General features: G+C 63.2%; 23 protein-coding genes. 5 read left to right on the top strand and 18 right to left on the bottom strand.

Annotation, left to right across the window (positions count from 1 at the left end):
- Positions 1-52 precede the first annotated feature (52 nt).
- The 5 genes from KIO74_RS24825 to KIO74_RS24805 form a co-directional block, all read right to left on the bottom strand.
- Entirely contained in the window at positions 53-1,114 is a 1,062-nt protein-coding gene (locus tag KIO74_RS24825; protein WP_249731468.1) for an ABC transporter substrate-binding protein, read from the bottom strand.
- A gap of 33 nt (positions 1,115-1,147) precedes the next feature.
- Positions 1,148-1,918 (bottom strand): 3-oxoacyl-ACP reductase FabG, encoded by a 771-nt coding sequence (gene fabG / locus KIO74_RS24820; protein ID WP_213337657.1) that lies wholly within the window; start codon positions 1,916-1,918, stop codon positions 1,148-1,150.
- Complete coding sequence (locus tag KIO74_RS24815; RefSeq protein WP_213337656.1) at positions 1,918-3,651, bottom strand: acetolactate synthase catalytic subunit; 1,734 nt, start codon at positions 3,649-3,651, stop codon at positions 1,918-1,920. Before KIO74_RS24815 ends, fabG begins: the two co-directional genes overlap by 1 nt.
- Entirely contained in the window at positions 3,648-5,003 is a 1,356-nt protein-coding gene (locus KIO74_RS24810; RefSeq protein WP_213337655.1) for an aspartate aminotransferase family protein, read from the bottom strand. The genes KIO74_RS24815 and KIO74_RS24810 overlap by 4 nt, the downstream gene beginning before the upstream one ends.
- 109 nt (positions 5,004-5,112) lie before the next feature.
- Entirely contained in the window at positions 5,113-5,799 is a 687-nt protein-coding gene (locus tag KIO74_RS24805) for a GntR family transcriptional regulator (protein WP_213337654.1), read from the bottom strand.
- A gap of 193 nt (positions 5,800-5,992) precedes the next feature.
- Between KIO74_RS24805 and KIO74_RS24800 the strand changes: the two genes are divergently transcribed.
- From KIO74_RS24800 to KIO74_RS24785, 4 genes are all read left to right on the top strand, one after another.
- The gene (locus KIO74_RS24800) at positions 5,993-7,135 is read left to right on the top strand and encodes an ABC transporter ATP-binding protein (protein ID WP_249731467.1); all 1,143 of its coding nucleotides are present in this window, start codon (positions 5,993-5,995) and stop codon (positions 7,133-7,135) included.
- A 3-nt stretch (positions 7,136-7,138) separates the two neighbouring features.
- Positions 7,139-8,005, top strand: coding sequence for an ABC transporter permease (locus KIO74_RS24795; protein ID WP_213337653.1), 867 nt, complete (start codon positions 7,139-7,141; stop codon positions 8,003-8,005).
- On the top strand, positions 8,005-8,868 hold the full coding sequence (locus KIO74_RS24790; protein ID WP_213339216.1) for an ABC transporter permease: 864 nt from the start codon (positions 8,005-8,007) through the stop codon (positions 8,866-8,868). The genes KIO74_RS24795 and KIO74_RS24790 overlap by 1 nt, the downstream gene beginning before the upstream one ends.
- A gap of 89 nt (positions 8,869-8,957) precedes the next feature.
- Positions 8,958-10,508 (top strand): M81 family metallopeptidase, encoded by a 1,551-nt coding sequence (locus KIO74_RS24785; protein ID WP_213337651.1) that lies wholly within the window; start codon positions 8,958-8,960, stop codon positions 10,506-10,508.
- Between the two features lie 157 nt (positions 10,509-10,665).
- Here the strand turns inward: KIO74_RS24785 and KIO74_RS24780 are convergent, their stop codons facing one another.
- The 4 genes from KIO74_RS24780 to KIO74_RS24765 all read right to left on the bottom strand — a co-directional run bounded on the left by KIO74_RS24780 (position 10,666) and on the right by KIO74_RS24765 (position 15,053).
- Positions 10,666-11,979, bottom strand: coding sequence for an extracellular solute-binding protein (locus KIO74_RS24780; RefSeq protein WP_213337649.1), 1,314 nt, complete (start codon positions 11,977-11,979; stop codon positions 10,666-10,668).
- Positions 11,980-12,055: 76 nt separating this feature from the next.
- Positions 12,056-13,237, bottom strand: coding sequence for an ABC transporter ATP-binding protein (locus tag KIO74_RS24775; RefSeq protein ID WP_213337647.1), 1,182 nt, complete (start codon positions 13,235-13,237; stop codon positions 12,056-12,058).
- A gap of 5 nt (positions 13,238-13,242) precedes the next feature.
- Positions 13,243-14,106: a carbohydrate ABC transporter permease gene (locus tag KIO74_RS24770; RefSeq protein WP_213337645.1), complete on the bottom strand. Its 864-nt coding sequence runs from the start codon at positions 14,104-14,106 to the stop codon at positions 13,243-13,245.
- Positions 14,106-15,053 (bottom strand): carbohydrate ABC transporter permease, encoded by a 948-nt coding sequence (locus KIO74_RS24765; protein WP_213337644.1) that lies wholly within the window; start codon positions 15,051-15,053, stop codon positions 14,106-14,108. Before KIO74_RS24765 ends, KIO74_RS24770 begins: the two co-directional genes overlap by 1 nt.
- Before the next feature lie 228 nt (positions 15,054-15,281).
- Here KIO74_RS24765 and KIO74_RS24760 point away from each other — a divergent pair, with 228 nt between their 5' ends.
- A complete protein-coding gene (locus tag KIO74_RS24760) occupies positions 15,282-16,061 on the top strand; it encodes an SDR family oxidoreductase (protein ID WP_213337643.1) in 780 nt (259 codons plus the stop codon).
- Here KIO74_RS24760 and KIO74_RS24755 read toward each other — a convergent pair.
- Genes KIO74_RS24755 through KIO74_RS24715 form a run of 9 tightly spaced genes read right to left on the bottom strand, consistent with a single transcriptional unit; the run spans position 16,045 to position 24,806 of the window.
- Complete coding sequence (locus KIO74_RS24755) at positions 16,045-16,950, bottom strand: helix-turn-helix domain-containing protein (RefSeq protein WP_213337642.1); 906 nt, start codon at positions 16,948-16,950, stop codon at positions 16,045-16,047. The genes KIO74_RS24760 and KIO74_RS24755 overlap by 17 nt on opposite strands.
- Before the next feature lie 18 nt (positions 16,951-16,968).
- Positions 16,969-17,853 (bottom strand): NAD-dependent epimerase/dehydratase family protein, encoded by an 885-nt coding sequence (locus KIO74_RS24750; protein WP_213337641.1) that lies wholly within the window; start codon positions 17,851-17,853, stop codon positions 16,969-16,971.
- Complete coding sequence (locus KIO74_RS24745; protein ID WP_213337640.1) at positions 17,854-18,519, bottom strand: RraA family protein; 666 nt, start codon at positions 18,517-18,519, stop codon at positions 17,854-17,856.
- Between the two features lie 24 nt (positions 18,520-18,543).
- Complete coding sequence (locus KIO74_RS24740; RefSeq protein WP_213337639.1) at positions 18,544-19,758, bottom strand: enolase C-terminal domain-like protein; 1,215 nt, start codon at positions 19,756-19,758, stop codon at positions 18,544-18,546.
- 37 nt (positions 19,759-19,795) lie between these two features.
- Positions 19,796-20,554 (bottom strand): SDR family NAD(P)-dependent oxidoreductase, encoded by a 759-nt coding sequence (locus KIO74_RS24735; RefSeq protein WP_213337637.1) that lies wholly within the window; start codon positions 20,552-20,554, stop codon positions 19,796-19,798.
- Positions 20,539-21,609, bottom strand: a complete 1,071-nt coding sequence (locus tag KIO74_RS24730; RefSeq protein WP_213337635.1) for an ABC transporter ATP-binding protein — start codon at positions 21,607-21,609, stop codon at positions 20,539-20,541. Before KIO74_RS24730 ends, KIO74_RS24735 begins: the two co-directional genes overlap by 16 nt.
- Positions 21,602-22,639: an ABC transporter ATP-binding protein gene (locus tag KIO74_RS24725; protein WP_213337634.1), complete on the bottom strand. Its 1,038-nt coding sequence runs from the start codon at positions 22,637-22,639 to the stop codon at positions 21,602-21,604. The genes KIO74_RS24730 and KIO74_RS24725 overlap by 8 nt, the downstream gene beginning before the upstream one ends.
- A gap of 8 nt (positions 22,640-22,647) precedes the next feature.
- Entirely contained in the window at positions 22,648-23,811 is a 1,164-nt protein-coding gene (locus KIO74_RS24720) for an ABC transporter permease (protein WP_213337633.1), read from the bottom strand.
- 2 nt (positions 23,812-23,813) lie between these two features.
- Complete coding sequence (locus KIO74_RS24715; protein WP_213337632.1) at positions 23,814-24,806, bottom strand: ABC transporter permease; 993 nt, start codon at positions 24,804-24,806, stop codon at positions 23,814-23,816.
- Positions 24,807-24,852: the final 46 nt, after the last annotated feature.

The raw sequence follows: 24,852 nt of genomic DNA, 5'->3' as shown, positions 1-24,852 counted from the left end.
TGCCCCGGAGGCCGGTTGATCTGGTCAGACGGTGTTGGGCGCGAGAGCCGGATTACTGCTGGAGCCAGGCATTCCAGCGATCGAGCAACCGTGACTTGTTGGCGTTAATCCAGCCGCTGTCCGGTACGATGAGGCCCTTGAAAACCTCCGGGGCGAGCGGCAGCGCCTTCTGTGTTTCCGGGCTCATCATCGCGGCAGCTTTCCGGCTGACGGGCGTACAGGTCTGCGCCTCGCAACGCTTCGCCTGGCCCTCGACATTTGACAGATAGAACTCAAGGAAACGCAGGGCATTCTCACGGTTAGGCGCGCCTTTGACGAGGGCCCAGCGGTCGCCGACGAGAACAGCCTGATCGAGGCTCCATTCGAGCGGCTGCTTCTCGGCCCGCAAAGCGGAGGCCCGTGTCTGCCAGATCATGCCCATCACATATTCGCCGTTCCGGAAGCCCTGGACGCTCTGGTCGCCGGTTTTCCACCAGAGCGCCACATGCGGTCGGATCTCGTCCATTTTTCGGAAGGCGCGGTCGAGATCGAGCGGAAACAGCTTGTCGGCCGGAACCCCATCTGCGAGCAGGGCCGCCGCCAGCACCCGCCATGGGTCGTTGAAGTTCGGCAGCGCGCGGGGACCGGGGAATTCCTTGACGTTCCAGAAGTCCGCCCAATTGCGTGGCTTGGCGCCGGCAAATTTCTCGTCGTTATAGACAAGCATCGTGGTGCCGTAGGCGGCGAGCACGCCCGCTGCGTTGCAGGCGCCGGGCAAGAGGTCGTCACCGCTTGAAAACCGGGCGCAGAAGGCGCTCATGTCTTCGTTCAAGGCGCGATGCTCGGCCGACGACGACTGGATCTCACCGGCCTGATAGAGGTCCCAGCTCACTTTTCCGGCCGCGACCATGGCTTTCACCCGCGCGACGTTCTGAGCGTCCGACCCGGAGACGGAGACGATTTTGATGCCGGTCGCCTTTTCGAATGGCTCGTAGAAGGTCTCACGCAGGACCTGTTCCTGGACGCCGCCCGTCGTCGTGATGACGAGCTCATTCCGGGATTGGGCATGGCTGCCCCCATTTGTGAGGCCCATTCCAATCAGGGCCGAAACAAGCAACGCTTTGCGATTGACCATGCGGATCTCCTGGCGTTCAGGCTGTTCTGTCATTCAGGTCGGGGTGAATTCGCCGCCGTTGATGTCGAGGACCGCACCATTCACAAAGCCGGCCTCTGGTGCGGACAGAAAGACGACAGCGCGGGCAATATCCTCCGGCAGCCCGAGGCGACGGGCCGGAATACGCGACAACGCTGATTGGTTGGCCGGCGATGACGACTGGCCTGTCATCTCCGTCAGGATCCGGCCCGGGCAGATGGTATTCGCCGTGATCCCGTACTCTGAATATTCCGAGACGATGGAGCGGGCGAGGCCAGTCAGCGCCGCCTTGGAAGCGACGTAGCTTGCTCCAGCGATGCGCGGCGCCGTGCGCCCGGCGATCGAGCCGATCAGGATGATACGGCCGTGCCGTCTTTCCACCATGCCCGGCAGGACGGCCTGGCAGCAGAGCATCGCGCCGGTGAGATTGACGGACAGCACGTCGTTCCACTCGGCGAGTGGTATTTCACCGAGCGGCGTGCGGCCGACCGGTCCTTTTGGTGAGAAGCCGGCGTTGCAGACAAGCGCATCGATCCGCTTGAAGCGCGCGGAAACGGCGGTAAAAAAGCCCGTGATGGCGGCCGGTTCCCTTAGATCGAGCGTGTCAGCGAACAGGCCGTCATCTCCGAAGCGTCCCGCCAGTGTCTCGCGGGCGCTCTCGACATGGGTGCGCTGCTGGCTGAACAGGGCGACAGCCCAGCCTTCCGTCAACAGCGCTTCGGCAGCGGCGAGGCCGATGCCGGAACTGCCACCCGAGACGACAGCGACAGGACGAGCATGGTCCATCAGACAAGCTCCGGTTCCGGTGTTACGGCGTGATCGAGCGTGCCGTCGAAAAGCGAAATCGCCGGATGGGCATCAGGGTCGGTCATGACCTCGATCAGTGTCGGGTGATTGCTCCCGAGCGCCTCGCGAAGGGCTGGCAGAATCGCGGAGGGCGTATCGACGCGAACTCCCACGCAACCGCAGGCGCGGGCGATCGCGACATGGTCGACCGGCGCGAAATGGCAGGCTGTGGTATAGGCCCCGAACTTCACGGTCTCGGCATCCTTCTGGTAGCCGAGGATGCCGTTGTTCAGGACGATGACCGTGAGCGCGATGTCCATCCGCACCATTGTCTCGAGTTCCGCCCAGGAATGGGCGAAGCCACCATCCCCCACGAGCGCGACGACGCGCGCGTCGGGCTTCGCGACCTTCGCGCCCATCGCGAGCGGCAAACCCCAGCCAAGACCCGCGAGGCCACGCGGTGTCAGGAAGCGCATGCCAGGCGCCAGTCCGCGCAACTGGCCGACGATCCACATGGAGGAGTAGCTCGCATCCGCGACGACGATGGTGTCCGGTGCCAGCAGCTTCTGCAGCTCGGCCATGACACGCTCGGGCCTGATCGGGCTCGTGTTGTGCTGGACGAGAGGGGCACGGGATGCTTCGAAACGACGCCAGATTTCGGCGATGCGGGCTTCCAGAGAGGGACGCGCGCGGGTGCGTATTGAAAGATCCATCTGTCCAAGCGTCTCCGCTAGCGCGTCAACCGTCTCGGCGGCGGTGCCGACAAGACGAAGCGCTTCGTAGTTTCGCCCGATCTCCTGCGGATCGATGTCGATCTGGATAACGCGCGCCGTGGGGGGCACGAGCCTCCAGCTGTCGGTGCCGTTCTGGTTGTTGCGTGTGCCCACCTGGAGGATCAGATCGGCTTCGGCCAGGAGCTCCCGGCTATATCGGCCGAGCGAAGCCGGCCCGACAAGCGCGCCGAGTACGCCGCAGGACAGGGCGTGGTATTCGTCGACGGCTCCCTTTCCCATATTCGTCGTTAAGACGGGCAGGGCGGCGATGTCCTGAAGCCGCGCCAAGGCGGCCGGCGCGCCCGCGGAGAGAGCGCCACCACCAGCCATGACGACCGGATGTCGTGCCGCGGCGATTGCCCGCGCGGCTGCGTCGACATCGGCTTGGGCCGGTCGTATGCGGTCGAGGGGAAAGCTGCCATAGCTTGCGCCGCGCGCGAACGCCGAGGGGATCGCTGTCTCACGCAGCAGATCAGCGGGCAGCAGCAGCACCGCAGGTCCTGGCCGGCCGCTGGCGGCGGCGGCGAACGCCGCATCGATAGTGTCGTCGACGCGATCGGCGCCGGAAAGCCTGCGGGTCCATTTCGCGCAAGAGGCGAACAGCGCGACGTGATCGAGTTCCTGGAAAGCGTTCTTGTCGACCTGATGCCGCTCGACATCCTGGACAAGCGCCACGATCGGGATGCTCGCCTTTAAAGCCTCAGCGAGCGGTGGCACGAGAAGGGTCGCGGCAGGGCCGTTTTGCGCGGCGACCACGGAGACGCGCCCAGAGATCCGGGCGAAGCCGTCGGCCATCGCGCCGCCCATGTTTTCCTGGCGGTAGGCGATCTGCCGGATGCCGATCGCCTCGGCGGCGAGGATGACCGCAGAAGGCAGGCTCTGTCCGAAGATGACATCCACGCCATGGCGCTTCAGGGCATGGGCAATCGCTTGCGCGACGGTGGGATTCGGGCTGGTCATACTGCGAGGCTTTCGATGATGTCGCTGCGCTTGGCGAGAAAGTCGTCGAACACCGAGGCGACGTGATCGGTATCCTCGGTGGTCATCGGGGTGGAGAGGCAGGCGGCGGCGCCGTTCGGGAGGATGATTCCGCTTTCGGCGAAGGCGCGACTGAGTTCCCTCATGGCATGCGCCTGCGCGGCCGTCGGCGTCGCCTCGCGGAAATCGCGGGGGAGGACCGCCTTCGGGTGAATCCGGAAGAGGGATGCGGCACCCGAGACCGAGAACGGAGCCCGGTTTCGCGCGATCGCGGCGGTGAGTTGCTCACGCAGCCGGTCTCCCAGCTGTTCGAGATGCGCAAAGGCGTCTCCATCCAGCGCGGTCATTGAAGCAAGGCCGGCCACCATCGACAGCGGATTGGCCGAGAAGGTCCCGCCTTGCGGCAGAAGTGGCCGCCCGCCGGATGCGTCGAAGACGCTCATGACCGCGCGACTGCCGGCGATCGCACCGACAGGGAGCCCGCCGCCGATGATCTTTCCGAATGTGAAGAGGTCCGGGGACAGTCCATACCGCGCGGAAGCGCCCTCATAGCCTTGGCGAAAGCTCAGCACCTCGTCCGCGATAATGAGAACGCCGTGTTTCTTGGCTATCCGCTGAACCGCTGTAACGAATTCGGGGATTGGCGCGATCAGGCCGGCGCGGCTCGGCATCGGGTCGAGCACGATGGCCGCCAGGTCGGCGGCGTGGGCTGTGATCTGCTTTTCCAGGAGAGCGACGTCATTGAAGCGGAGAGGCACCACCTCTCTTAAAACGGACGCCGGCATGCCGTGATAGTAAGGCACTCTCGCCGGCGCGTCCTCCTGCCCCCAATTGTCCGGTGTGCTTGCCTGGCTGACTTCGACCCAATCATAGGCGCCATGATAGGCGCCCTCGATCTTGGCGATCGCCGGGCGCCCGGTAAAAGCACGGGCAGCCTTGATGGCGAACATCACCGCCTCCGAGCCTGTATTGACGAAGCGGATCGTCTCGACGCCGGGAACGCGTCCGCAGATCAGTTCGGCGAGATCGATCTCGGCCAATGTCGGATTGGCGAAGCAGGGCCCCGACTGCAGCTGGCGTGTGACAGCCTCGATCACGGGCAGGAAGCGATGGCCGTGGATGAGCGTCGTGAAGTTCCCGTTCAAATCGAGGAAACGCCGCCCATCGACATCAACGAGATAAGCGCCTTCCCCCTTGTCCATATAGCGCGGGATAGGATCACGCTCGATCGTGACGCGTGTCGTGCCGTCAATGAAAACGCGTTGCGCGCGTTTGAACGCTTCCCGCGAAGCGCTCCCTACGGAGTTGTGACCTTCGGTCGTGGTTGCCGTCATTGTTCTCGATCCAAGAGCCGCTGGAGGACGAGCGGTCGGGCAGAGCTAATGATAAATTGATATTTGATGCAACAAAAATATTCGGTCGCGGTCTTTTTCCGTTTGGGCGTTAGTTACGCGAGGCGATCATCGCTTTGAGACGGACATAGCCATCGCGGATATCCTGCTCCACGGCCGCCCTGACCTTGATACCGTCCTTTGCGCGTAGCCCCTCGATGGAGGCCATATGATTGGAGACTCCCCGCCGGTTCTGGGCGAAGTCCGGATAGAGCTCATTGAGCGAGGGGCCTACCCGCAGCCAGAGCGATTCGATCATCGCGACAAGTCGCGGCCATCCGGACAGACGATAGATCAGGAAATGGAATTCCCGGTTGACCTTGAGGACCTCGCGATAGTCGGCGGCGTCCAGCCCCGCATTGATGGCGGTCTGCATCCTCTCCAATGCCGTGACATCGGCTGGAGCCGCCGCCAGAACCGAACGCTCGGCGGCGAGGCCCTCAAGGGCAAGGCGTGTGGCCGTGACCTCATCGAGTGCGTCGAGCGTAAGGGAGGGAATGACAACCGTCTTTGGGCCCTCGTTGACGAGAGCACCTTCGGAGAGCAGCCGGTTGATGGCATCGCGGGCCGGTGTCGTACTCACCCCAAGGGCCGCCGCGACCGATCTCACAGTCAGCTTCTCATTAGGCGGGAAGGAGCCGGCGACGATAATTTCCTTCAGGCGTCCATAGGTGAGCTCCCCCAGATTGGACTGGCGAGCAATGGGTGTGACGACCCCGGCGAGCAAATGCTCCGACATGACAATCCTCATGTTGCTTGATGCATCAAATACCGGCAGTCTTCTCGCGCCGCCAGTCCAGCTGTGGTCGAAAGCTGAAATTTGGTGGTTGACAAGTATAAGGCTATAAATGATACATCAAACATCAAAAATTGAGGCTGCCCGATCATGGAAGAGTCGGGGATAGCCACTTGCAGAGGTTCGAAGCGGGATCATGAGCGGGATGTCGAACAGCGATGCCTTGCAGGCACGCCGAAGCCTGACACCTCCGAAAGGCGAAGCCATCGCCATCAAAGGCATATCGAAGCGGTTTGGACAGATTGTCGGTGTGGATGGGGTCGATCTTCATGTCGAGGCCGGTGAGTTCCTCTCGCTGCTCGGTCCTTCCGGCTCGGGCAAGACCACGCTTTTGATGATGCTGGCGGGTTTTGAAACACCGAGTTCCGGAACGATCACATTGGGTAGCCGGGACCTGACGCATGTGCCGCCCAACCGGCGCGGCATAGGAATGGTGTTTCAGCGCTATGCCCTTTTCCCGCATATGAGCGTGGCGCAGAACGTCGCATTTCCGCTCAAGATGCGTGGCTTGGGCAGGGCCGATATAGCTCCTCTCGTCGATCAGGCCCTGGCGCGTGTGCGGCTTCAGGACTATGGCGACCGTTCGCCGGCGCAGCTCTCCGGCGGCCAGCAGCAACGCGTCGCCGTGGCGCGGGCGCTGGTCTTCCAGCCCCCGGTTCTCCTGATGGATGAGCCGCTGGGAGCCCTCGACAAGAAGCTGCGCGAGGAGCTCCAGATCGAGATCAAGAAGCTGCACGCGAGCCTTGGCATCACCATCATCTATGTGACGCATGATCAGGAAGAAGCGCTGACGATGTCCGACCGCATCGCGGTCATGGACAAAGGGCGCATCAAGCAACTGGGTAGCCCAGTGTCGCTGTATCATGAGCCAAACAGCAGCTTCGTCGCTGATTTCATCGGCAAGATGAATTTCCTGAAGGGCGTCGTCAGTCGTCTGGACGATCGTTCGATCGAAGTCATGGTCTCCGGGCAGACGATCAGTGTCGCGCGGTCCCAGCTCGGCGGCCGCGATGAGATTGCGGTCGGCCGCCCTGTCCGAATCGCCGCCCGTCCCGAGAGCCTGAGCCCGGCGCAAACCGGTGAGGGAGCGATCGCGGGGGAGATCGAAACCTCGATCTTTCTCGGATCGCACAGGACCCTGATCGTCAGGTCCGACGACGGGACACAGCTTCAGGTGCAAGTTCCCTCGTCCAATCGCGACAGCGGTGCTGAAATGCATGGCAGGGCCTTTGTGCGGCTGGACCCAAGCGCCGTTCGCGTGTTCGCAGGCGAGGGCTGAGTGATGGCTGATGTGACAGCTGCCTCTTCAGATCGCACGGCCGCTGGCCAGCTTTCCCGGTCGGCCTCATTGGCGCTCGCGCTACCGCTCGTCCTGCTGCTCGTTCTGGCGTTTCTTCTGCCGGTTGCGAAACTCCTCATGGGCAGCATTTTCACGCCGACCCCGACGGCGGAGAATTATCTGCGGATCGCGCAGGAGCCCATTTTCCTGCGTATTCTCCTGCGCACGGTGCAGACCGCCGCCATCGTCACACTTCTGGCTTTCGTCCTCGGCTACCCCGTCGCCTTGGTCATGACGAGGCTCAGCGGTCGCGCCGCGATGCTTGTGGCCGCCTGTGTCCTCATCCCGCTTTGGACCAGCGTGCTTGTCCGCTCCTATGCCTGGATCGTGCTTCTGCAGAGGACGGGAGTGGTGAACAGCACGCTGATGAGTTGGGGGCTTATCGATCAGCCCCTAAAGCTCATCTACACCGAAGGGGCTGTCATCGTCGCCATGACGCATGTGCTGATGCCCTACATGATCCTTCCGATTTTTTCCGCGCTCCGATCGATCCCGCCGGAACTCGAGAGAGCCGCGCGCAACCTTGGCGCTGGACCCTGGACCAGTTTCACCGCCGTCACGCTGCCGCTCAGCCTTCCTGGCGTTTATGCCGGGGCGATCATGGTCTTCATCCTGTCTCTTGGATTCTATGTCACACCGGCGCTGGTCGGCGGGCCCCAGAACCTGACCATCGCGACCTTGATCGGGCAGCAGACGACCGAACTGCTCAACTGGCCGTTCGCCGGAGCCTTGGCCGGGGTCCTGCTGTTGGTGACGCTTGGTCTGGTCGGCCTATTCAGGCGGTTCCTCAGCTTTGGAAAGGCTGCGTGATGTCAACGACGCTGTCGGAAACCAACGCTCTGGATGTTTTGCGCTCGCCCCCGGCTTCGAAAGCTGCCTTGCATCCAGCCCTCGGCCGCTGGCTCCTCAACGGCTTCGTGGGGCTCGTCCTTGTGTTTCTCCTGTTGCCGACGGTGCTGGTGGTGCCGATGTCGCTGGGGGAAGCCGCGTACATCCAGTTTCCACCAGAAGGGCTGACCCTGAAATGGTATCAGGCCTATTTCTCCGATGCGGACTGGATGAGCGCGACCTGGTTCAGCCTGAAGATCGCGCTGGCGACGACACTGTCGGCGACAATCATTGGAACGCTGGCGTCCTTCGCCGTCGTGCGTGGCAACCTGCCGGGTGCGCGCGCCCTCCAGGCCTTGACGCTCGCGCCGCTGATCGTCCCCCATATCGTGCTGGCGGTCGCACTCTATCTCGTCTTCGCGCCGGTGGGGCTCACGGGTAATTTCACGGGCTTCGCGATCGCCCATACCATGATGTCGGTTCCGTATGTCATGCTGACGGTGTCCGCCGCGTTACAGCGGATCGATCCAGCCCTCGAGCTCGCCGCGCTCAACTGCGGCGCCACACGCGCGCAGGCCTTCTGGCATGTGGTGCTGCCGAACATCGCCCCGGGTGTAGCGGCCGGTGCCGTCTTCGCTTTCCTTGCTTCTTTCGACGAGGCGACGGTGGCTTTCTTCATCTCCGGTGTCGACGGCAAGACCATCACGCGCAAGCTGTTCGAGGACATCGACTATAATCTGACGCCGGTCATCGCTGCTGCCTCGACGGTCATGGTCGTCCTCTCCCTCGTCCTGATGGGTGGGGTCGAGTGGCTTCGCAGCCGGAGCGCGGCTTCAACGCGATAGGACCTCTCCGACCGACGCCTTGCTCTGGAAGGCACCACTCCGGAGGCAGGCCGAAACTATCCTTCCATCCAGACCAATGGATTTGCGAGATGAACAGGGCCGCATTGCCTCAGCCGCGCGTCATGGTGGCGCGGATCTTCCATGAATCGCACGGGTTCAGCCCGATTCCCACGCCACAGGATTGCTTCCTGGTGTCCCGGGGAGAGGCGGTCCTCAGCGAGGCGAGGGGATCCGGAACAACGCTAGGCGGTATTATTTCGGCCCTCGATGCGGCGGGCGTGGAACTGATCCCGGTGCTTTCAGCCTCCGCGCCGCCAAGCGGCCTCGTTGAGCATGACTTCTATCTCAGCCTCAAACAGGAAATTCTTGCGGCCGTTGAGGCGCATGCCCCCGATGCCATCGCTCTCGAATTGCATGGTGCGATGGGCACCACCGTCCTGCCAGATGCTGAAGGCGACCTTCTACGCGACTTGCGCCTGGCCATCGGTCCGGATGGCGTGATCGGCGTCGGCCTTGATCTCCATGCGCATCTGACGGAGGCCATGCTGGCGGCCTCGGACATCTGTATCGCCTGTAAGGAAAACCCCCATTCCGACGTTGTCGCATGCGGAGAGAAAGTCGCGCGGGGCATCCTCTCCGTGCTTGCTGGATCGCTTCATCCCGTTCGCACACTGGTGAAGGTTCCCATGCTGCTGCCAGGGGGCAACGAAACAGCGACAGGTCCCCTGCGCGATCTCCACGACATGGCACGCGATCTGTCGGCGCGGGAAGCGGGGATGTGGGATATATCCCTCTACAATGTCTTTCGTTTCCTCGATGACGCTGGAATCGGGCAGGCGGTGGTCGTCACCAGTGCCGAGGGCACGGAGATGAGCGCCCGGGCCGCGGCCTCTGAGCTGGGCGAAGCCTTCTGGCGCAAGCGGGGCGAGTTCGTCGACGACCTCATGTCAATCGATGAGGCCCTTGATCATGTCGCAGAACATGCCGGTACCACGCCTTACGTCCTCGCCGACATGGGAGACCGGGTGCTTGCGGGAGCACCGGGAGATTCGACGGCGATCCTGACGGCCCTGTTGTCTCGCTCGGACGGCCTGCGCGCCGCCGTGCCCATCACCGACGCGGTCAGCGTGGCCCGGGCCCAGCAGCTGGGTCCCGGGGCAATCGCGCGTTTTCAGCTTGGCGGCGGGATGACACCGGGTTTCCAGCCGATCGATGTCGAAGCCCGCGTTGTGCGCATCGGCGACGGGATGTTCAACATGCGTGGTCCCTACAGGGGGGGCGAGCCGACCGCGCTTGGCCCGGTCGCGGTTCTGGAGATCGATGGGCGCGTCTCGGTTCTCGTCACGAGCAAGCCTGGCTTCACCCATGATCCAGCCGCCTTTGAAGACAACGGCATCATGATTGCGGACCAGGACTGCATCGTCGTCAAATCCGGCTATCACTTCACGCTGAATTTCGCCGGCCTCGCAAAGCCCTTGATGCTGCGAACGCCGGGGATCGGCTATTTCACCCAAGGTATGTTCAACTGGACAAAAGGGCGCTTCTGGCCGGAACACGACGTGGGCCCAATGCCTGTCGGATCTCCCGTCGCTTTCCCCCACGCGCGTGGCGAAGCCTCCCCACCGACAGGGCAAGCTTGAGACGTTGGGGGAAACCAAGGGGAAACCGTCCGCCTGGACATCGCAACTCTGCCGTAGGTGAGACGTCATTCGCGTCTCACCTACGGCGCTTTGGTCGCCAGCCATCATCCAAGCGAAAGCTTGCCGATCGTCTGATACCGGGAGCGGTGCCTGATACCTATTGAGCGTCGGCGAACTTGCGCTCGGCCTCCTGAAGGGCCGCCTTTGGCTCGACCTTGTCGAGGATGACGCGGCTGACCGCTTCATTCAGCGCGGACTGGAGAGTGCGGGTGTTGCACTCCGTGGGCTCCATCCAGCTCGACGTGCTCCAGGCATCGACCATGGTGGTCATCCACCCGTTTGCGGGTTGCTTGAGGAATGGGCTGTCCAACAGCGATTTACGGATCGGCACCTGCCCGCCGACCGTCATCCATTTTCCGATCGCCTCCCTGCTGGCGAGATAATCGATGAACTTGCTCGCCTCCGCCAGGTGCGGCGATTTCTGCCAGGCGGCGATCCACCAGCCGGATACGGGCATGGGCGCCGGCTTTTTGCCCGACCACGACGGCCAGGCGATGATGCCGATATTGTCGCCACCGAAGGCCGCTGCCTTCGCGATCACGCTGAAGCGGAGGTTGGAGGTGATTGCCATGGCGTAGCGCCCGGCCGTGAATTGCTCGGTGATATCGTCCACGTTCTGGACGAGCGCTTCCTGCGGCGTGACCTTGTCCTTGGTGATGAGGTCTGTCGTGAAGGTCAGTGACTTGATGCCTTCAGGGGTGGCATAGTTCGCTTTGCAGGCATTGAAGGGGCCGCCCTCCTGGTCCAGCATGCCGATGAGCACCGGCGTGCTTTCCGTCTTGATGGCGGCAAGCGGCATGCCGAAGCCCCAGACATCCACGCGGCCATCGCCGTCCTTGTCGGTGGTCAGCTTCTTTGCGGCGGCAGCCAGCGCGTCCCAACTCGTGAGAGTGGCAGGGTCGATGCCGGCGGCCTTGAGCAGATCCTTGCGATAATAGATGACGCTGGCACCGTGGAAGAGCGGCATGGCCATGAGCTTGCCGTCTTTCAGCGCGGCATTCCATCCCGCTTTCACGAAGAAGTCGTCGCGCTCGGCCTGCGACCATGCGTTCACGGCCAGCGCGTTCAGATCAGCGCCCGCGCCGGATTGTGAGAGGCCGCCGAGGTTCTTCGCATCGATCCAGACCAGATCGGGATTACCGCCCGTGCGGTGGCCAAGGAAGAACTTTGGCGGCATCTGCGCGAAGTCTTGCGGCTCGACCTTTATCTTGATTGAGGGATTGGATGCCTCAAAGCCCGCGATGATCTCCTTCAGCGCCACCTCGCGCGGCGAGGTCTTGTTGGGATCAAGGAATGTCCACATCGTGACGGTCGTCTGGGCCGCGAGTGGTTGCGCGACGATGAGACTGGCAAAAATGCCAGCAAACGCCACCGCACGGGATCGTAAAGCACGCGACTGTTGAGCTGACATGGGTTTCCTCCCTCTCGTTCAGGTTATTGACCAAAGAACGACCAGTGCATTGCTGGCCGCGCTCGGTAGCTTCTACTCACGCCGTTCTTTCGACGACTTGGCCGTAGGTTTTTTCCAGATGCGCGGGTTGGTTCCCGCCACCAAATCCGACGTCCTTTTCGGGCACCGGAACCGCCGCGCCGGTTTCCGGATCGAACAGGTGCACGGCCGCAGGCAGAAGAGCGGCGTGAAGATGGTCACCACGCGTCACCGGATAGCTTGATGGTACACGACAGCACAGCGCGATGCCGGCATTGGTCATCGCATAGACGATGACATCTGGGCCCGAGAGTTCGATCTGGGAGACCGTGATGGGAAAAGCGCCCGGCGTTGCCGCCGATACCAGCGTGACCGCCTCGGCGCGAAGTCCGAGCTTTAGGGGCCGTCCCGCGACGGCGCCGAAATCCGCAACGCCGCTCCCAAGCGGCAGAGCTTCGCCACGGCAGAGGAAGTGGGGAGCGGGGCTTGTCTCTATGCTTCCCTCAAGAAAGAGGGTTTCGCGCTCTCCAACGAAATTGGCCACGAATATATTCGCCGGGCGATTGTATATCTCGAAGGGTGGCGCGTATTGCTGAAGCTTGCCTCTGTCGAAGACGGCAATGCGCGACGACATTGACAGGGCTTCTGCCTGGTCGTGCGTGACATAGACGATTGTTGAGCCGATGGCCGCGTGCAATGCCTTGATGTCGTGGCGCATGCGGATGCGCAATCGCGCATCGAGGTTCGACAGGGGCTCGTCCAGAAGAAAGACTTTTGGCTCCCGTATCATGGCCCGGCCGAGTGCGACGCGTTGCTGCTGTCCGCCTGACAATTCCCGGGGATAGCGATGCAGAAGGTCCGGCAGGCCGAGCGCGTGGGCGACGGCGCTGATGCGGCTCTCGATCTCCTGCTCCGGGCGCCGTCGCCCACGAGCTCGCAGAGGAAAGGCGAGGTTCTCGAAGACAGTCATATGAGGATAGAGTGCGTAGTTCTGGAAGACCATGGCTATGTCCCGGTCTTCGGGCCCGATATCGTTGACGATGCGATCACCGATGAGAATTTCGCCCTCGTCGGCCTCGATGAGCCCTGCAAGAAGCCCGAGCGTCGTCGACTTGCCGGAGCCGGAAGGGCCGAGCAAGGAGACGAACTCACCGGGCTCGACCTTGAGATCGAGGCTGGACAGAGCTTCCATGGAACCGAAGCGCTTTGTCACGTTGCGAAACTGGACGGATGTGATCATGACGCTCAGCTCTTGACGCCGCCGCTCGTCATCCCGCCCAGGAAAAAGCGCTGGAAGGCAATGAACACGACGATGACGGGAATGGTGGAGAGAATGGCGGAGGCGGTGAGCGGCCCCCATTCCCGGCCGTAGAAGCCGAGATAGCCATAGATTGCGACGGGGAGCGTTCTCACCGCATCGGAGGATGTCATCGCCACGGCGACCACAAAGTCGTTCCAGGCGAATGTCACCACGAACAGCCCGGCGGCGACGAGGCCAGGCCCTGACAACGGCAGGATGACCTTGCGCAAGGTCGCGAACCGCGAATAGCCGTCGACGCGCGCCGCATATTCGAGCTCGATCGGGATGGTGAGGAAATATCCATAGAGGACCCAGACGGCGATCGGCAATTGATAGGCCGTGTAGAGAAGGGCAAGGCCTGTCAGGCTGTCGAGAAGCCCGAGCTGCGCAAGGAAGGTGAAGGTTGGAACCAGCAGGGATGGCAGGGGTATGCTCATGAGCGCGACGATCGCCAGAAGCAGCATGTTGCTCCCCCGAAATTTGATCCGCGCCATGGCATAGGCCGCAAGGCTGCCAAAGGCCAGGCAGCCGAGAACCGTCGCTATCGACAGTATGACACTGTTCAGCATGTAACGCTCTATGCCCGTGCGAAATAGAAGCGCGTAGTGCTCCAGTGTCGGATGGGCGGGCAACAGTGTTGGCGGAAACAGGGCAAGCTCGGATGCCGTCTTGAAGGAGGTTGATAACCCCCAAAGTACGGGGAACAGCGCGACGAGCGCTATCGCGACGTTGATGGCGCGGCGCACCAGCAGTCGTGTCCGCTGACGGCGCTTCCAAAGCGGGATCGTAGCCTTTGCTGAAGCCGCCATCACGAAGCGCTCCGACGGCGTTCGCTGAACAGCGCGACATTGATGCCGATCAGCACGATGTTGAACAGGAACACGAGAATGGCGAGTGCGTTGGCTTCGCCGATGCGTGCGTCGAGAAAACCGAGCCGGTACATGGCGAGCCCCATCGTCTGTGTCGCACCATTCGGGCCGCCGCCGGTCAACACCAGCGCAAAGGTCAACACATTGACGAAATGGATGAGCAGGCGCACCACCGCGATGAGGATGGGAATGCGCATCAGCGGCAGCGTGATATGGCGGAAGCGGTACCAGGTGCTCGCGCCATCGACGCGGGCGGCGGCATGCAGCTGCGGCGGAATGCTCTTCAGACCGGCCAGCAGCAGGATCATGGCGAAGGCACTGTCACGCCAGCCGGCATTGAAGATGAGCGCGCCCATCGCCGCCCTGGGGTCGGCCAGAATCGTCGCGTCGCCAAGTCCGAAGGGCCCGAGCGTCGCGGCAACCAGTCCTGAATCCGTGGAGAAGATCCAGCGTAGCAGCAGGGATCCCACGAGCATCGAGATGACGTAAGGCACCAGCGCCGCGGCACGTGAGAAGATATTCCACCGTGTGTCCTGCTCCAGATAGAGGGCAAGGCCCATGCCGACAGACAGCGTCAAGACCAGCGCGCCTATGGCGAAGATCGCCGTTGCGGCAAGACTTTGCAGAACCATCGAAGATGTCAGGACGCGCCAGTAATTGTCAGAGCCGCGAAAGGACGTCAGCTCGAAATAGTCGACACGGTAGAGGCTGTAGTAAAAGCCAATCACCAGCGGTGTGACGACGAACAGGATTTCGAGCACAACCAGCGGAATGATGAAGCCATAGGCGCGCATCTCGTCGACGGAGACAAACCGCCGCCGCCGTGGAATCACGAGCGGCTTCGATGGTCGGTTGCTCCAATAATCTGCCGTGTCTGGCAGGGCCATCGGACGTTCCTCTTATCGTTTCGGTGAGAGTGCGGCGAGGCTCCCGGGGTTACAATGACGGTTTGCTGCAAAACGCATGGTCGGGGAAGGGGGCCACCAACCCGCCAATGCGTGGCCCTCGGGCTTTGTCGTGATTGGACAAGGTTCCGCCCGATCATCACGGCTATCGTTCCCGCTATCCACAATAGAGGCGCTCCCGCCGGGGCGCTGGGCTGGGAGCGAACATCGATGAGACCTGTCGCCATTGTCACCGCCGGTAGCCACGGGATCGGCGCGGGCATCTGCCCGGTCCTCGGCCGCAATGGCTGGGATGTTGCCGTGAACTACAATACCTCCCGCGCCGCGGCAGAAGAGGTGGCGGTGGCCGTTCGTGATGCGGGCGGCCGCGCCATCGCCGTCCAGGCCGATGTGACGGATGAGACGGCCGTCGTCGCCATGTTCCAGCGGGTGGACGCCGAGCTTGGTCCGGTCTCTGGCCTCGTCAACAACGCCGGCGGCGGGAAGATCGTCCTTGGTCCCGATGGCGCGCGCGTGGAGGACGCAACGGCTGATGAGATGCACGCCATCATGGCCCTCAATGTGGTGTCCACCATGCTCTGCACCCGTGAGGCGGTGCGCCGGATGTCGACACGCCACGGCGGCAAGGGCGGTTCCATCGTCAATATCTCCTCGGATTGCGCCCGACGCGGCGGACCGACGAGCCGCAAGGCAACGGCGGAGGGGTTGGTGCTCTATGCCGCGGCAAAGGCGGCGGTTGACGGCTTCACCCTCAACGCGGCCGTGGAGGTTGGGGGCGAGGGCATTCGCATCAACGCGGTGAGGCCGGCAACGGTCATGACGCCGGCCCATGATGTGGACGGCCCGGGCCATTATGAGCGCATGGGACGGATCATTCCGATGGGCCGGCCGGGCCGTCCGGAGGAAATCGCCGAGGTCGTCCTGTTTCTCCTGTCCGAGCGGTCATCCTTTGTGACAGGCGCCTTCATCGATGCTACGGGCGGCCGCTGAGTGATGAACCTTCGCCCGCATCCTTGATGCGGGCGAGCGTGTGGAGGCAGGCGCGGACGCGGTCGTGCAGATCGGCGATGACAGGGTCCGCGATATCGCGGGTGGCATGAAAGCGTGGCGTCCAGCCGAGCATCAGAGCGAATTCTATGCCGAGTTCCTGGCCGAGGACACGTTCCAGGCGGAAATAGCGCGCGAGATTGGGGCAGGCCGTACCGGCAACATAAGCCTCGATGACCCCGCGGGATATACCCGTCGCCTCGGCGATGTCGCTAATGGAACGGCCACCGTCGGCGTTCAGCATGCGCTTCAAACGGTAGCTCAGTCTTGCCGCGATGGCTGTCGGCGTGATGTCCTGCGCATGCAGGCTTTGCGCGAATTCAGGCAGCGTGTCGGCCGCGCGCGCGGCCGCGAGGCCGGATTGCGGCGTCGCAGGTTTCGATCCCCGCGGCGGTGAGCGGTGCAATTGCGTCAAGGCCTGGTCAGCGCGCAGGAGCGCCGTCTCCAGCGCATTGAGGTCGAGAGCCTCGGGCGGGTCATTGCCGATGCGCGGCGTCCACCCCAGCATGCGGTTGAGGTCCATGGCGACCTCGGGGCCCATGACGACCACGAGCCTCTTGTACTTGGCGAGATTGGGGCAGGCGGTTCCCCGCACATAGGCTTTCAGTGTGCGTATGTCGATCAGGGTGCGCGCCGAGATTTCGGCGTAGCTCCAGCGCCGCCCGGGCCCCACGAGGTCACGCAGCCGGCTGGACAGGCGCTCAGTGACCTCGGCGGGCGTGATCGCGCGTGGCGCCATGCCGTCGGGCGACAGGCCGGCCATGGGTTTCAGGCGTTTGGGCGGAGGCCAGGCGACGGGCGCCTCATGAACGGTGTCGGCGAAAGACGACATCAATGCCCTCCCCTGTTTTTATGCGGGCACGATGCGCTCTATCGCGTCGGGCGTCCATCGCCATTCCGCGACGAAGTCGAGTTCCCGGCGTGCCTTCTCAGGCGAGAGGACGGCTTGTCCGGGATGCCAGCCCGCGAGCCTTGGAAGCTCACCATAGACCGTGGCGAGCGTAGTTTCCGCCTCGGGCATGGCGAAGGGCCACGGGGCGGCGATGTTGTAGAGCGCGAAACCCTCTTGCCCGCCACGGTCGATGGCAAGCCGGCAGGCACGCGCGGCATCGCGTACATCCACATAGGCCCATTGGCTCTTGGCCGCCTGTGCCGGGTCTCCGAGGCGTTTAGCGGTGTGTTCGGCGAACCGCTCGGCGGTCCAGATCACGGGGAAGCGTAGTGCTGTGACGGTGACGCTAGAGCGCGCGGCGACCATGGCGCAGATCTGTTCGCCAACGAGCTTGCTCAGCGCATAGCCTTCGCGCGGGCGGCAGGGGTGCGTCTCGTCGACGGGCAGACTGTCGGGCGGGATGATCCGTGGCGCATAGGCCAACCCCAGCGCCGACTGGCTTGAGGCATAGACGAAGCGGCTGATACCGGTCGCTTCCGCCGCGAGCAGGATGTTCGTCGTCGCGGTGACATTGCCCGCGAACACGACCTCCTCGCGGGCGGCCTGCGGCGTCGCATAGGCGGCGCAGTGAACGACGGTGTCGATACCATCCAGCAGATGCTCCAGCCGTCCGCGGTCGCTGAGGTCGTCCACAACAGGGCGCACGCCATCCGGAACGGGGCCTTCGACGCGATCGAGCGCGACGACCCGATGACCCGCGGAATGTAGGGTCGGGACCACCGCGCGGCCGAGTAATCCGGCGGCGCCCGTGACAAGGATGCTGCGGATATTTGGCGTCATCATTCAGAACTTGCCGAATTTCTTATAGAGATCCGCCAGGGACGTATCGTCCTGGATGGCGTCACGGATACGGTTCTCTTTAGAGCAGACTTCCTCCGAGCGTTGGAGAACTTCCAGCGTCAACTCGCGAGGAATAATCACGACGCCATCTTCATCCCCGAAGACATAGTCGCCGAAATTCACGCGAACCCCTCCGATGGACACCGCGCAGCCGAAGTCGACGATGTTGAAACGGCCAACCGCGTCGCCGGGAATGCAGTATTTGTGGAAGATCGGGAAGCCAGCGCGCCGGATGTAGGCTGTGTCACGGATGCCGCCGTCAACGACGGCGCCGACGCAACCCCGCCGCACGGCACCGGCGCTCCATAATTCACCCCATACGCCAGTCTCCTCGTCCCCCATGGTATCGTAGCAGGCCACGACATTCGGCAGGAAGCTGTCGATGACACGCGGACCCATCCGCTTGCTCTGGTCGCGGGTTGAATTGGACGTGCCGACGATCGTGAAAGCCGGGCCCGCGACCATCTGGCGATGGTCGAGCGGCCGGATCGAGTGATGCACGAACTGAAACCTTAGTTCGTAGGAATCAAGCACATCGCAGACCGCCGGCGTGTACAGGCGCTTGAAGCGCTCGGCGATGGAGGGCCAATCGTGATTGTCGAGCTGCATTGTGGGAATCTTTCTCGTGAAACGTTACCAGGCAGGGCTGTGCGGCGACCAGCCGGGGCGGGCGCTATCGGCCAGATTGGGATTGAGGTAGCGATCGTTGGCGGTGCCTGACGTGGCCAGCGCACCGTATTTGGCGAGTTTTTCCTCATCGATCTCGATGCCGAGGCCGGGCCCATCTGGCGGTGTGACAACGCCATTGCGCGGCACGATCTTGCCACCGACGATAATATCGTCGGCCAGATGGAGATTCATGCAGTCGATCGCGAGCTTCATATGCGGCATGGCGCTGGCCACATGGATCATTGCGGCCCAGGCGACTCCGAGTTCGGCGCTGGAATGCATGCCGAGATCGATACCGGTCGCGTGACACATGCGGTCGGCCGCCATCGTGGCGCGCACGCCGCCCCAATACCAGATGTCGCTCAGCACGACGTCGACGGCGCCAAGCTGGGTCGCCGGATGAAATTCCTCGAACTGCGTGACGCACATGTTCGTGGCGAGCGGCGTGGTCACGGACTTGCGGACCTGGGCCATGGCCGCCGCGTTCCAGCATGGGTCCTCATAATACTCAAGATCGATGGCATCAAGCTGCCGGCCGATGCGGATGGCCGTTACCGGCGTCCAGCATCCCTGCGGATCGAGACGCAGGCGCATATCCCGGCCAAAGGTCTCCCGCAGCGCGTAAAGTGTATCCCGGTCGGTCTCGGGCGGGAAATAGCCGCCCTTGAGCTTGAGAGCAGAAAATCCATAGTCGGAAACCTGGGCCTTGGCGAAGTCGACGACATCTTCAACCGAATGAATCTTGCCATAGCCTTCGGCATTCGCATGTCGGTAGAAGAGATAGGACGCGACAGGCACCTCGTTGTGGATCTTGCCACCCAGGATGCGATGCAGCGGCTCACCAGTCGCCTTGCCGACGAGATCGAGACACGCGATCTCGAGCCCGGCCATCAGCGGTTCCGGCTTCTGCCAGGGATAATAATTCCAGTGCTTGATACGGTTGATCAGGCGCGTCGACTCCCAAGGGCTGGCACCCTTGAAGATATTCTCAAACATCCGGAATGTATCGGCCTTGTAGCGTGCCGACGTCTCGCCGTATCCGACAAGCCCGTTTTCAGCGACAATCTTGATGATCACGCGCGGATAGGAGCCGAGCGAACCATAACATGTCAGGATAGGTGCTTCGATGGGGACCGTGACGGGTATACATTCAATCGATTCAATTCTCAGGGAGCTCACAGCGGCATCCTCATTGCTGGATCTTCACGCAGCAGCCTCAATCCATATGCAGGCCGCCGTTCACATCGATGAGTTCGCCGGTGATATAACGGGCGCCCTCCGATGCGAGGAACACGACAGCGGGGGCGATATCGTCGGGAACGCCGCGGCGGGCGAGGGGGATGGTCGCGCGCAGGACTTCGGGATCGTTGGACAGTTCAAAATCCTTGGAAAAGGCCGTGCCGATGACGGAGCCGGGCGCGACGCCATTGCAGTTGATGTTCCAGGGCGCGAATTCATGCGCGGCCGCCATCGTCATCGTCCACACCGCACCCTTCGATGAGGTGTAGTGCGCATAGGGCAGGCGGCCGCCCGTCTTGCCGGAGATGGAGCAGAGGTTGATGATCCTACCCCAGTTCTGAGCCTTCATCGATGGAACGGCGGCCTGCATGCACCAGAGCTTGCCCTTGACGTTGACGCCGTAGAGGCGGTCGAACTCCGCATCGGTGATCTCCTCGATCTTGGCAAGGCCGACCACACCGGCATTGTTGACGAGTACATCGATCTGGCCGTGCTTGCGTGTGGCTGTCCCGACCACGTCGAAGACTGCATCGCGTCTGGCGACATCAAGCCCGTAGGCGTCCGCTTCGCCACCGGCGGCGCGGATCTCGCCCGCCGTGCGCTCCGCCGCGGCGGCGTCGATATCGGTCGCGACGACGCGCGATCCCTCCGCGCCGAAGTGCCGCGCGATAGAGCGGCCGATGCCGCCACCCGCGCCCGTGATGAAGACGACACGTCCCTTTAAACCGTTGTCCATAATTGTTGTCCTTCCTGGGAAATGGCGGGCTGCGCGAGGGGGATGGCGGGACTGGTGGCCGCGATCTCCTCGGCGTGATGACAGGCGACCTCGCCGCTGCCGCCGATGCGACGCAGGGCCGGGGCCTCGGTGCGGCAGCGGTCTGTGGCAAAGGGGCAGCGGGGATGAAAATGACAGCCGGACGGTGGGTTGGCCGGGTCGGCGACCTCTCCCGCGAGGCGAATGCGTCGCGCATGGGCTGACTTCGGCCGGTGGACGTCTGGAACCGCCGACAGCAACGCCCGACTGTAGGGGTGCAGCGGCTGCCGGAAGATGTCCGCTGTCTGGGCGATCTCGACGATGCGGCCGACGTACATGACGGCGACCCGGGATGCGATACGCCGGACGACACTCATGTCATGCGAGATGAACAGATAGGTCAAACCAAGGCTCGACTGCAACTCGACCAGAAGATTGAGGATCTGCGCGCGAATGGAGACGTCGAGCGCCGAAACGGCCTCATCGGCAACGAGCAGGCGCGGCCGGGTCGCGATGGCGCGGGCGATGCCGATGCGCTGGCGCTCGCCACCGGAGAAGGCATGGGGATAGCGGTCGATGTATTCGGGCCTGAGGCCGACCTGCGCGAGGAGCTGGCCGACGCGCTCGCGCAGCTCTGCGCCTCTGGCGAGGCCGAAATTGCGCAAGGGTTCGCCCACGATGTCGATGACCCGCATGCGCGGATTGAGCGAGGACTGCGGGTCCTGGAAGACGAGGCGGATCTCGCTGAACATGGCGCGGCGTGTCGCCGGATCCGCCTGGACGAGATCCACCGTCTGCCCATCGGCGCGGCGATAGCGGGCCGAGCCTGCTGTCGGACGATAGGCACCGACGAGCGCCCGGCCCGTCGTCGACTTGCCGCAGCCGGACTCGCCGACAAGGCCGAGGGTCTCGCCCTCTATAAGGTCGAATGAGATGCCATCGACCGCACGGATGGTCGTCGTCTCGCGCTTCAGAAAACCCTTGCGGCGGTGAAAATGCTGCTGCAGGTCGTGGACGGAGAGGATGGGTTCAGCCATGGACCGCTCCCTCAGTGCTTTGGAGCTGGCCGCTCGACCAGAGGTGACACCTGACCTTTGTCTCATGGTCGAGCGCCAGGAGATCCGGAGCTGTGACATCGCAGAGTCCGGGCATCATCTCCTCGCAGCGGGTGCTGAACGGGCATCCCCGTGGGCGGGCGAGGGGATGCGGGACAATTCCCGGTATGGCGCGCAGGAGCCCGTCGCCTTCGATATCCGCGACGCAACGCAGAAGCCCCCGCGTATAGGGATGACGGGGATGGCCCAGAATGCCGCCGGCTGGGCCCGCCTCCATGACCTGGCCGAGATACATGACGACGACGCGATCCGCGATCTCCGCCACCACCCCGAGGTCATGGGTAATGAAAACGATCGCCATGCCGAGCTCGCCTTGCAGGCGCAGCAGCAGTTCGAGGATATTGGCCTGGGTGGTGACGTCGAGGGCCGTCGTCGGCTCGTCCGCGATGAGAAGGCTGGGCTCGCAGGCGAGAGCCATCGCGATGCAGACGCGCTGCCGCAGCCCGCCGGAGAGTTGGAACGGGTAAGTATTGAGCCGTTGGCGGGCGCCGGGAAACCCGACTTTCTCCAGCGCGTCGACCGCGCGTTCGCGGGCTGCCCGCGCGCCGAGGCCGAGGTGCAGGCGGATGCCTTCCTCGATCTGGCTGCCGATGGTGTGCACCGGCGACAAGGCGGACATCGGCTCCTGGAAGATCATGCCGATCTCGCGTCCGCGGATGGCGCGATAAGTCGCCGAATCCGGTGGGACTGCGGCAAGATCGACCGTCGATCCATCGCGGCGCCGGAAATCCATCCGCCCGCCCACTATCCGGCCGGGACGACGAACGAGACCCATGATCGAGCGCGCGGTGATGGACTTGCCCGACCCGGATTCACCAACGATACAGACGGTTTCCCGATGTCCGACAGTGAAGCTGACCCCATCGACCGACTTCACGATGCCGCCCGGCGTCGTGAAATGGGTGCGGAGATCGTCGACCTCGAGCAGGGGCGCAAGCGTGGGCGCTCTCATGTCTGCACTCATTTCTGATAGGGGTCCGCGGCATCGCGGAGACCGTCGCCAAGGAAGCTCAACGAAAGAACGGCGATCATCACGGCGACGCCGGGCGCGAACAGCCATGGTGCGCTCGCGAGCGAGCGGATGTTCTGCGCTTCCTTCAGCAGCACGCCCCAACTCACCATGGGGGGCTGCAGGCCGAGGCCGATGAAGCTGAGCGCCGTTTCCGAAAGGATCATCGTCGGCACGGCCAGCGTGGTCGCGGCGATGATGTAGCTGTAGAACGAGGGCAGCATGTGCACGAGGATGATGCGTGTCTGCGAGGCGCCATCGAGTCGCGCCGACACGACGAAATCCTCGCTGCGCAGAGACAGGAATTTGCCCCTTACGATCCGCGCGATGGTCGTCCAGCCGATCAGCGACAGAATGACCGTGACGGCGAAATAGACCGCGAGCGGATGCCAGGTGAGGGGAACGGCGGCCGCGAGGCCCATCCACAAGGGGATTGTCGGGATGGAGCGGATGATCTCGATCGTCCGTTGAATGGCGCTGTCCACGAAGCCGCCGAGATAGCCCGACAGGCCGCCGAGCACGACACCGATCGCGAGGCTCATCAGGACGCCGACGAGGCCGATCGACATCGAGACGCGGGCGCCATGAATCGTCCGGCTGAGCACGTCGCGCCCCAGCCTGTCCGCGCCGAGCAGGAAGAACGGCTGGCCGGCCTCGATGGGGCCGAAGAGATGGAGGTCGCTCTCGAACAGTCCGAGGAAGCTGTAGCGATCGCCTCGGACGAAGAGCCCGACGGGAATGACCGTATCGGGATCCGTCACGAAGCTGCGTCGCATGGCGCGGGGATCGATCTGGACACGATAACCGAGGACATGCGGTTCGAAGCGCCAGCCGTCGTCCGTCGTGCGGAACAGATGCAGCATCTGAGGTGGCGCGTAAGTATACTGAGGCTTCGACGCCTCCGTCGAGGCCGGCGCGATCGGGTCGGCGAGGAGCGCGACGATATAGATCGCGAGTACGACGATGCCGGACGCGAAAGCGAGACGGTGACGGCGGAAGCGCCACCAGATGAGGCGCCATTCGCTGGCGCCGGCCAGGCGGTTTTCCTGCGCGGCGATCGCGGCGGGAACGGCCGGGGCCGCTGCGGTGGTTGTCGTGTCAGTGGCGGACGACATGGCTACTCCATCGCATGGCGGATGCGCGGATCAAGCAGCGCAAGGAGAATGTCGGAGATCAGCGTGCCAACGACCGTCAGGAATGCGAGCAGAAGGATGATGGCACCCGCCAGATACATGTCCTGCGCAAGCAATGACCGTAAAAGCAGGGGCCCCATCGTCGGGATATCGGCAACGATGCTGACGACGGCCTCGCTCGATACGATGATCGGTATCATCCATCCGAGCTTGGATACGATCGGATTGATCGCGATGCGCGCGGGATATTTCATCGTCAGGCGTGCTTCGGTCAGCCCTTTGGCGCGCGCGGTATCCACATAGGGCTTTGACAACTCGTCGAGCATGGTGGCGCGCATCACCCGGACCACCTCCGCGGTGCCCGCCGTCGCAAGAACGACGACCGGTATCCACAGATGCGCCATGAGGTCGAGGGCGCGCCCCACGGACCAGGGGGCGTCTTGATACTGCGCGCTGAACAGGCCGCCGGGGTTGGCGTCGAACAGGGTGAAGCTTGCGTACATAAGCACAAGCGTCATCAGCACGTTGGGAACGGCAAGGCCGAGAAATGAGAGGAATGTCGCCAGATTATCCCCGAGCGAATACTGCCGCAGCGACACATAGATGCCGCAGGGGATCGCGACCACGGCCGTCAGCGCCAATGACAGAAGCGCGATACCAAGCGTGACCCAGAAGCGAGGCGCTATGACATCGAGAACCGCCTTGTTCCACTCGAAGGACTGTCCGAAATCCAGCGCGGTCACAATATTGGTGATCCACTTCAAATACTGAACGAGGATCGATTGATCGAGCCCATAGCGCTCCCTGAGCAGCGCGATCTGCGAGTCGGCGAGGCCCTCCCCCTGTGAAGCGAGCTGGGAGGCGAGGGTGTCGAGAAAGTCGCCGGGTGGCAACTGAATCACCACGAAGACGATGGCCGAGATGATGAGCATCGTCGGCACCATCAGCGCGGTACGCTTGATGATGAAAGCAATCATGGAGGCGTATTCCCCGTGAGGGACGGGTAGCCCCGGCGCGGCCTGA

Source organism: Chelatococcus sp. HY11, assembly GCF_018398335.1.
GTDB lineage: Bacteria > Pseudomonadota > Alphaproteobacteria > Rhizobiales > Beijerinckiaceae > Chelatococcus.
Note: the sequence above shows the minus strand (reverse complement) of the source record. Positions and strands in the feature narration are given on the sequence as shown.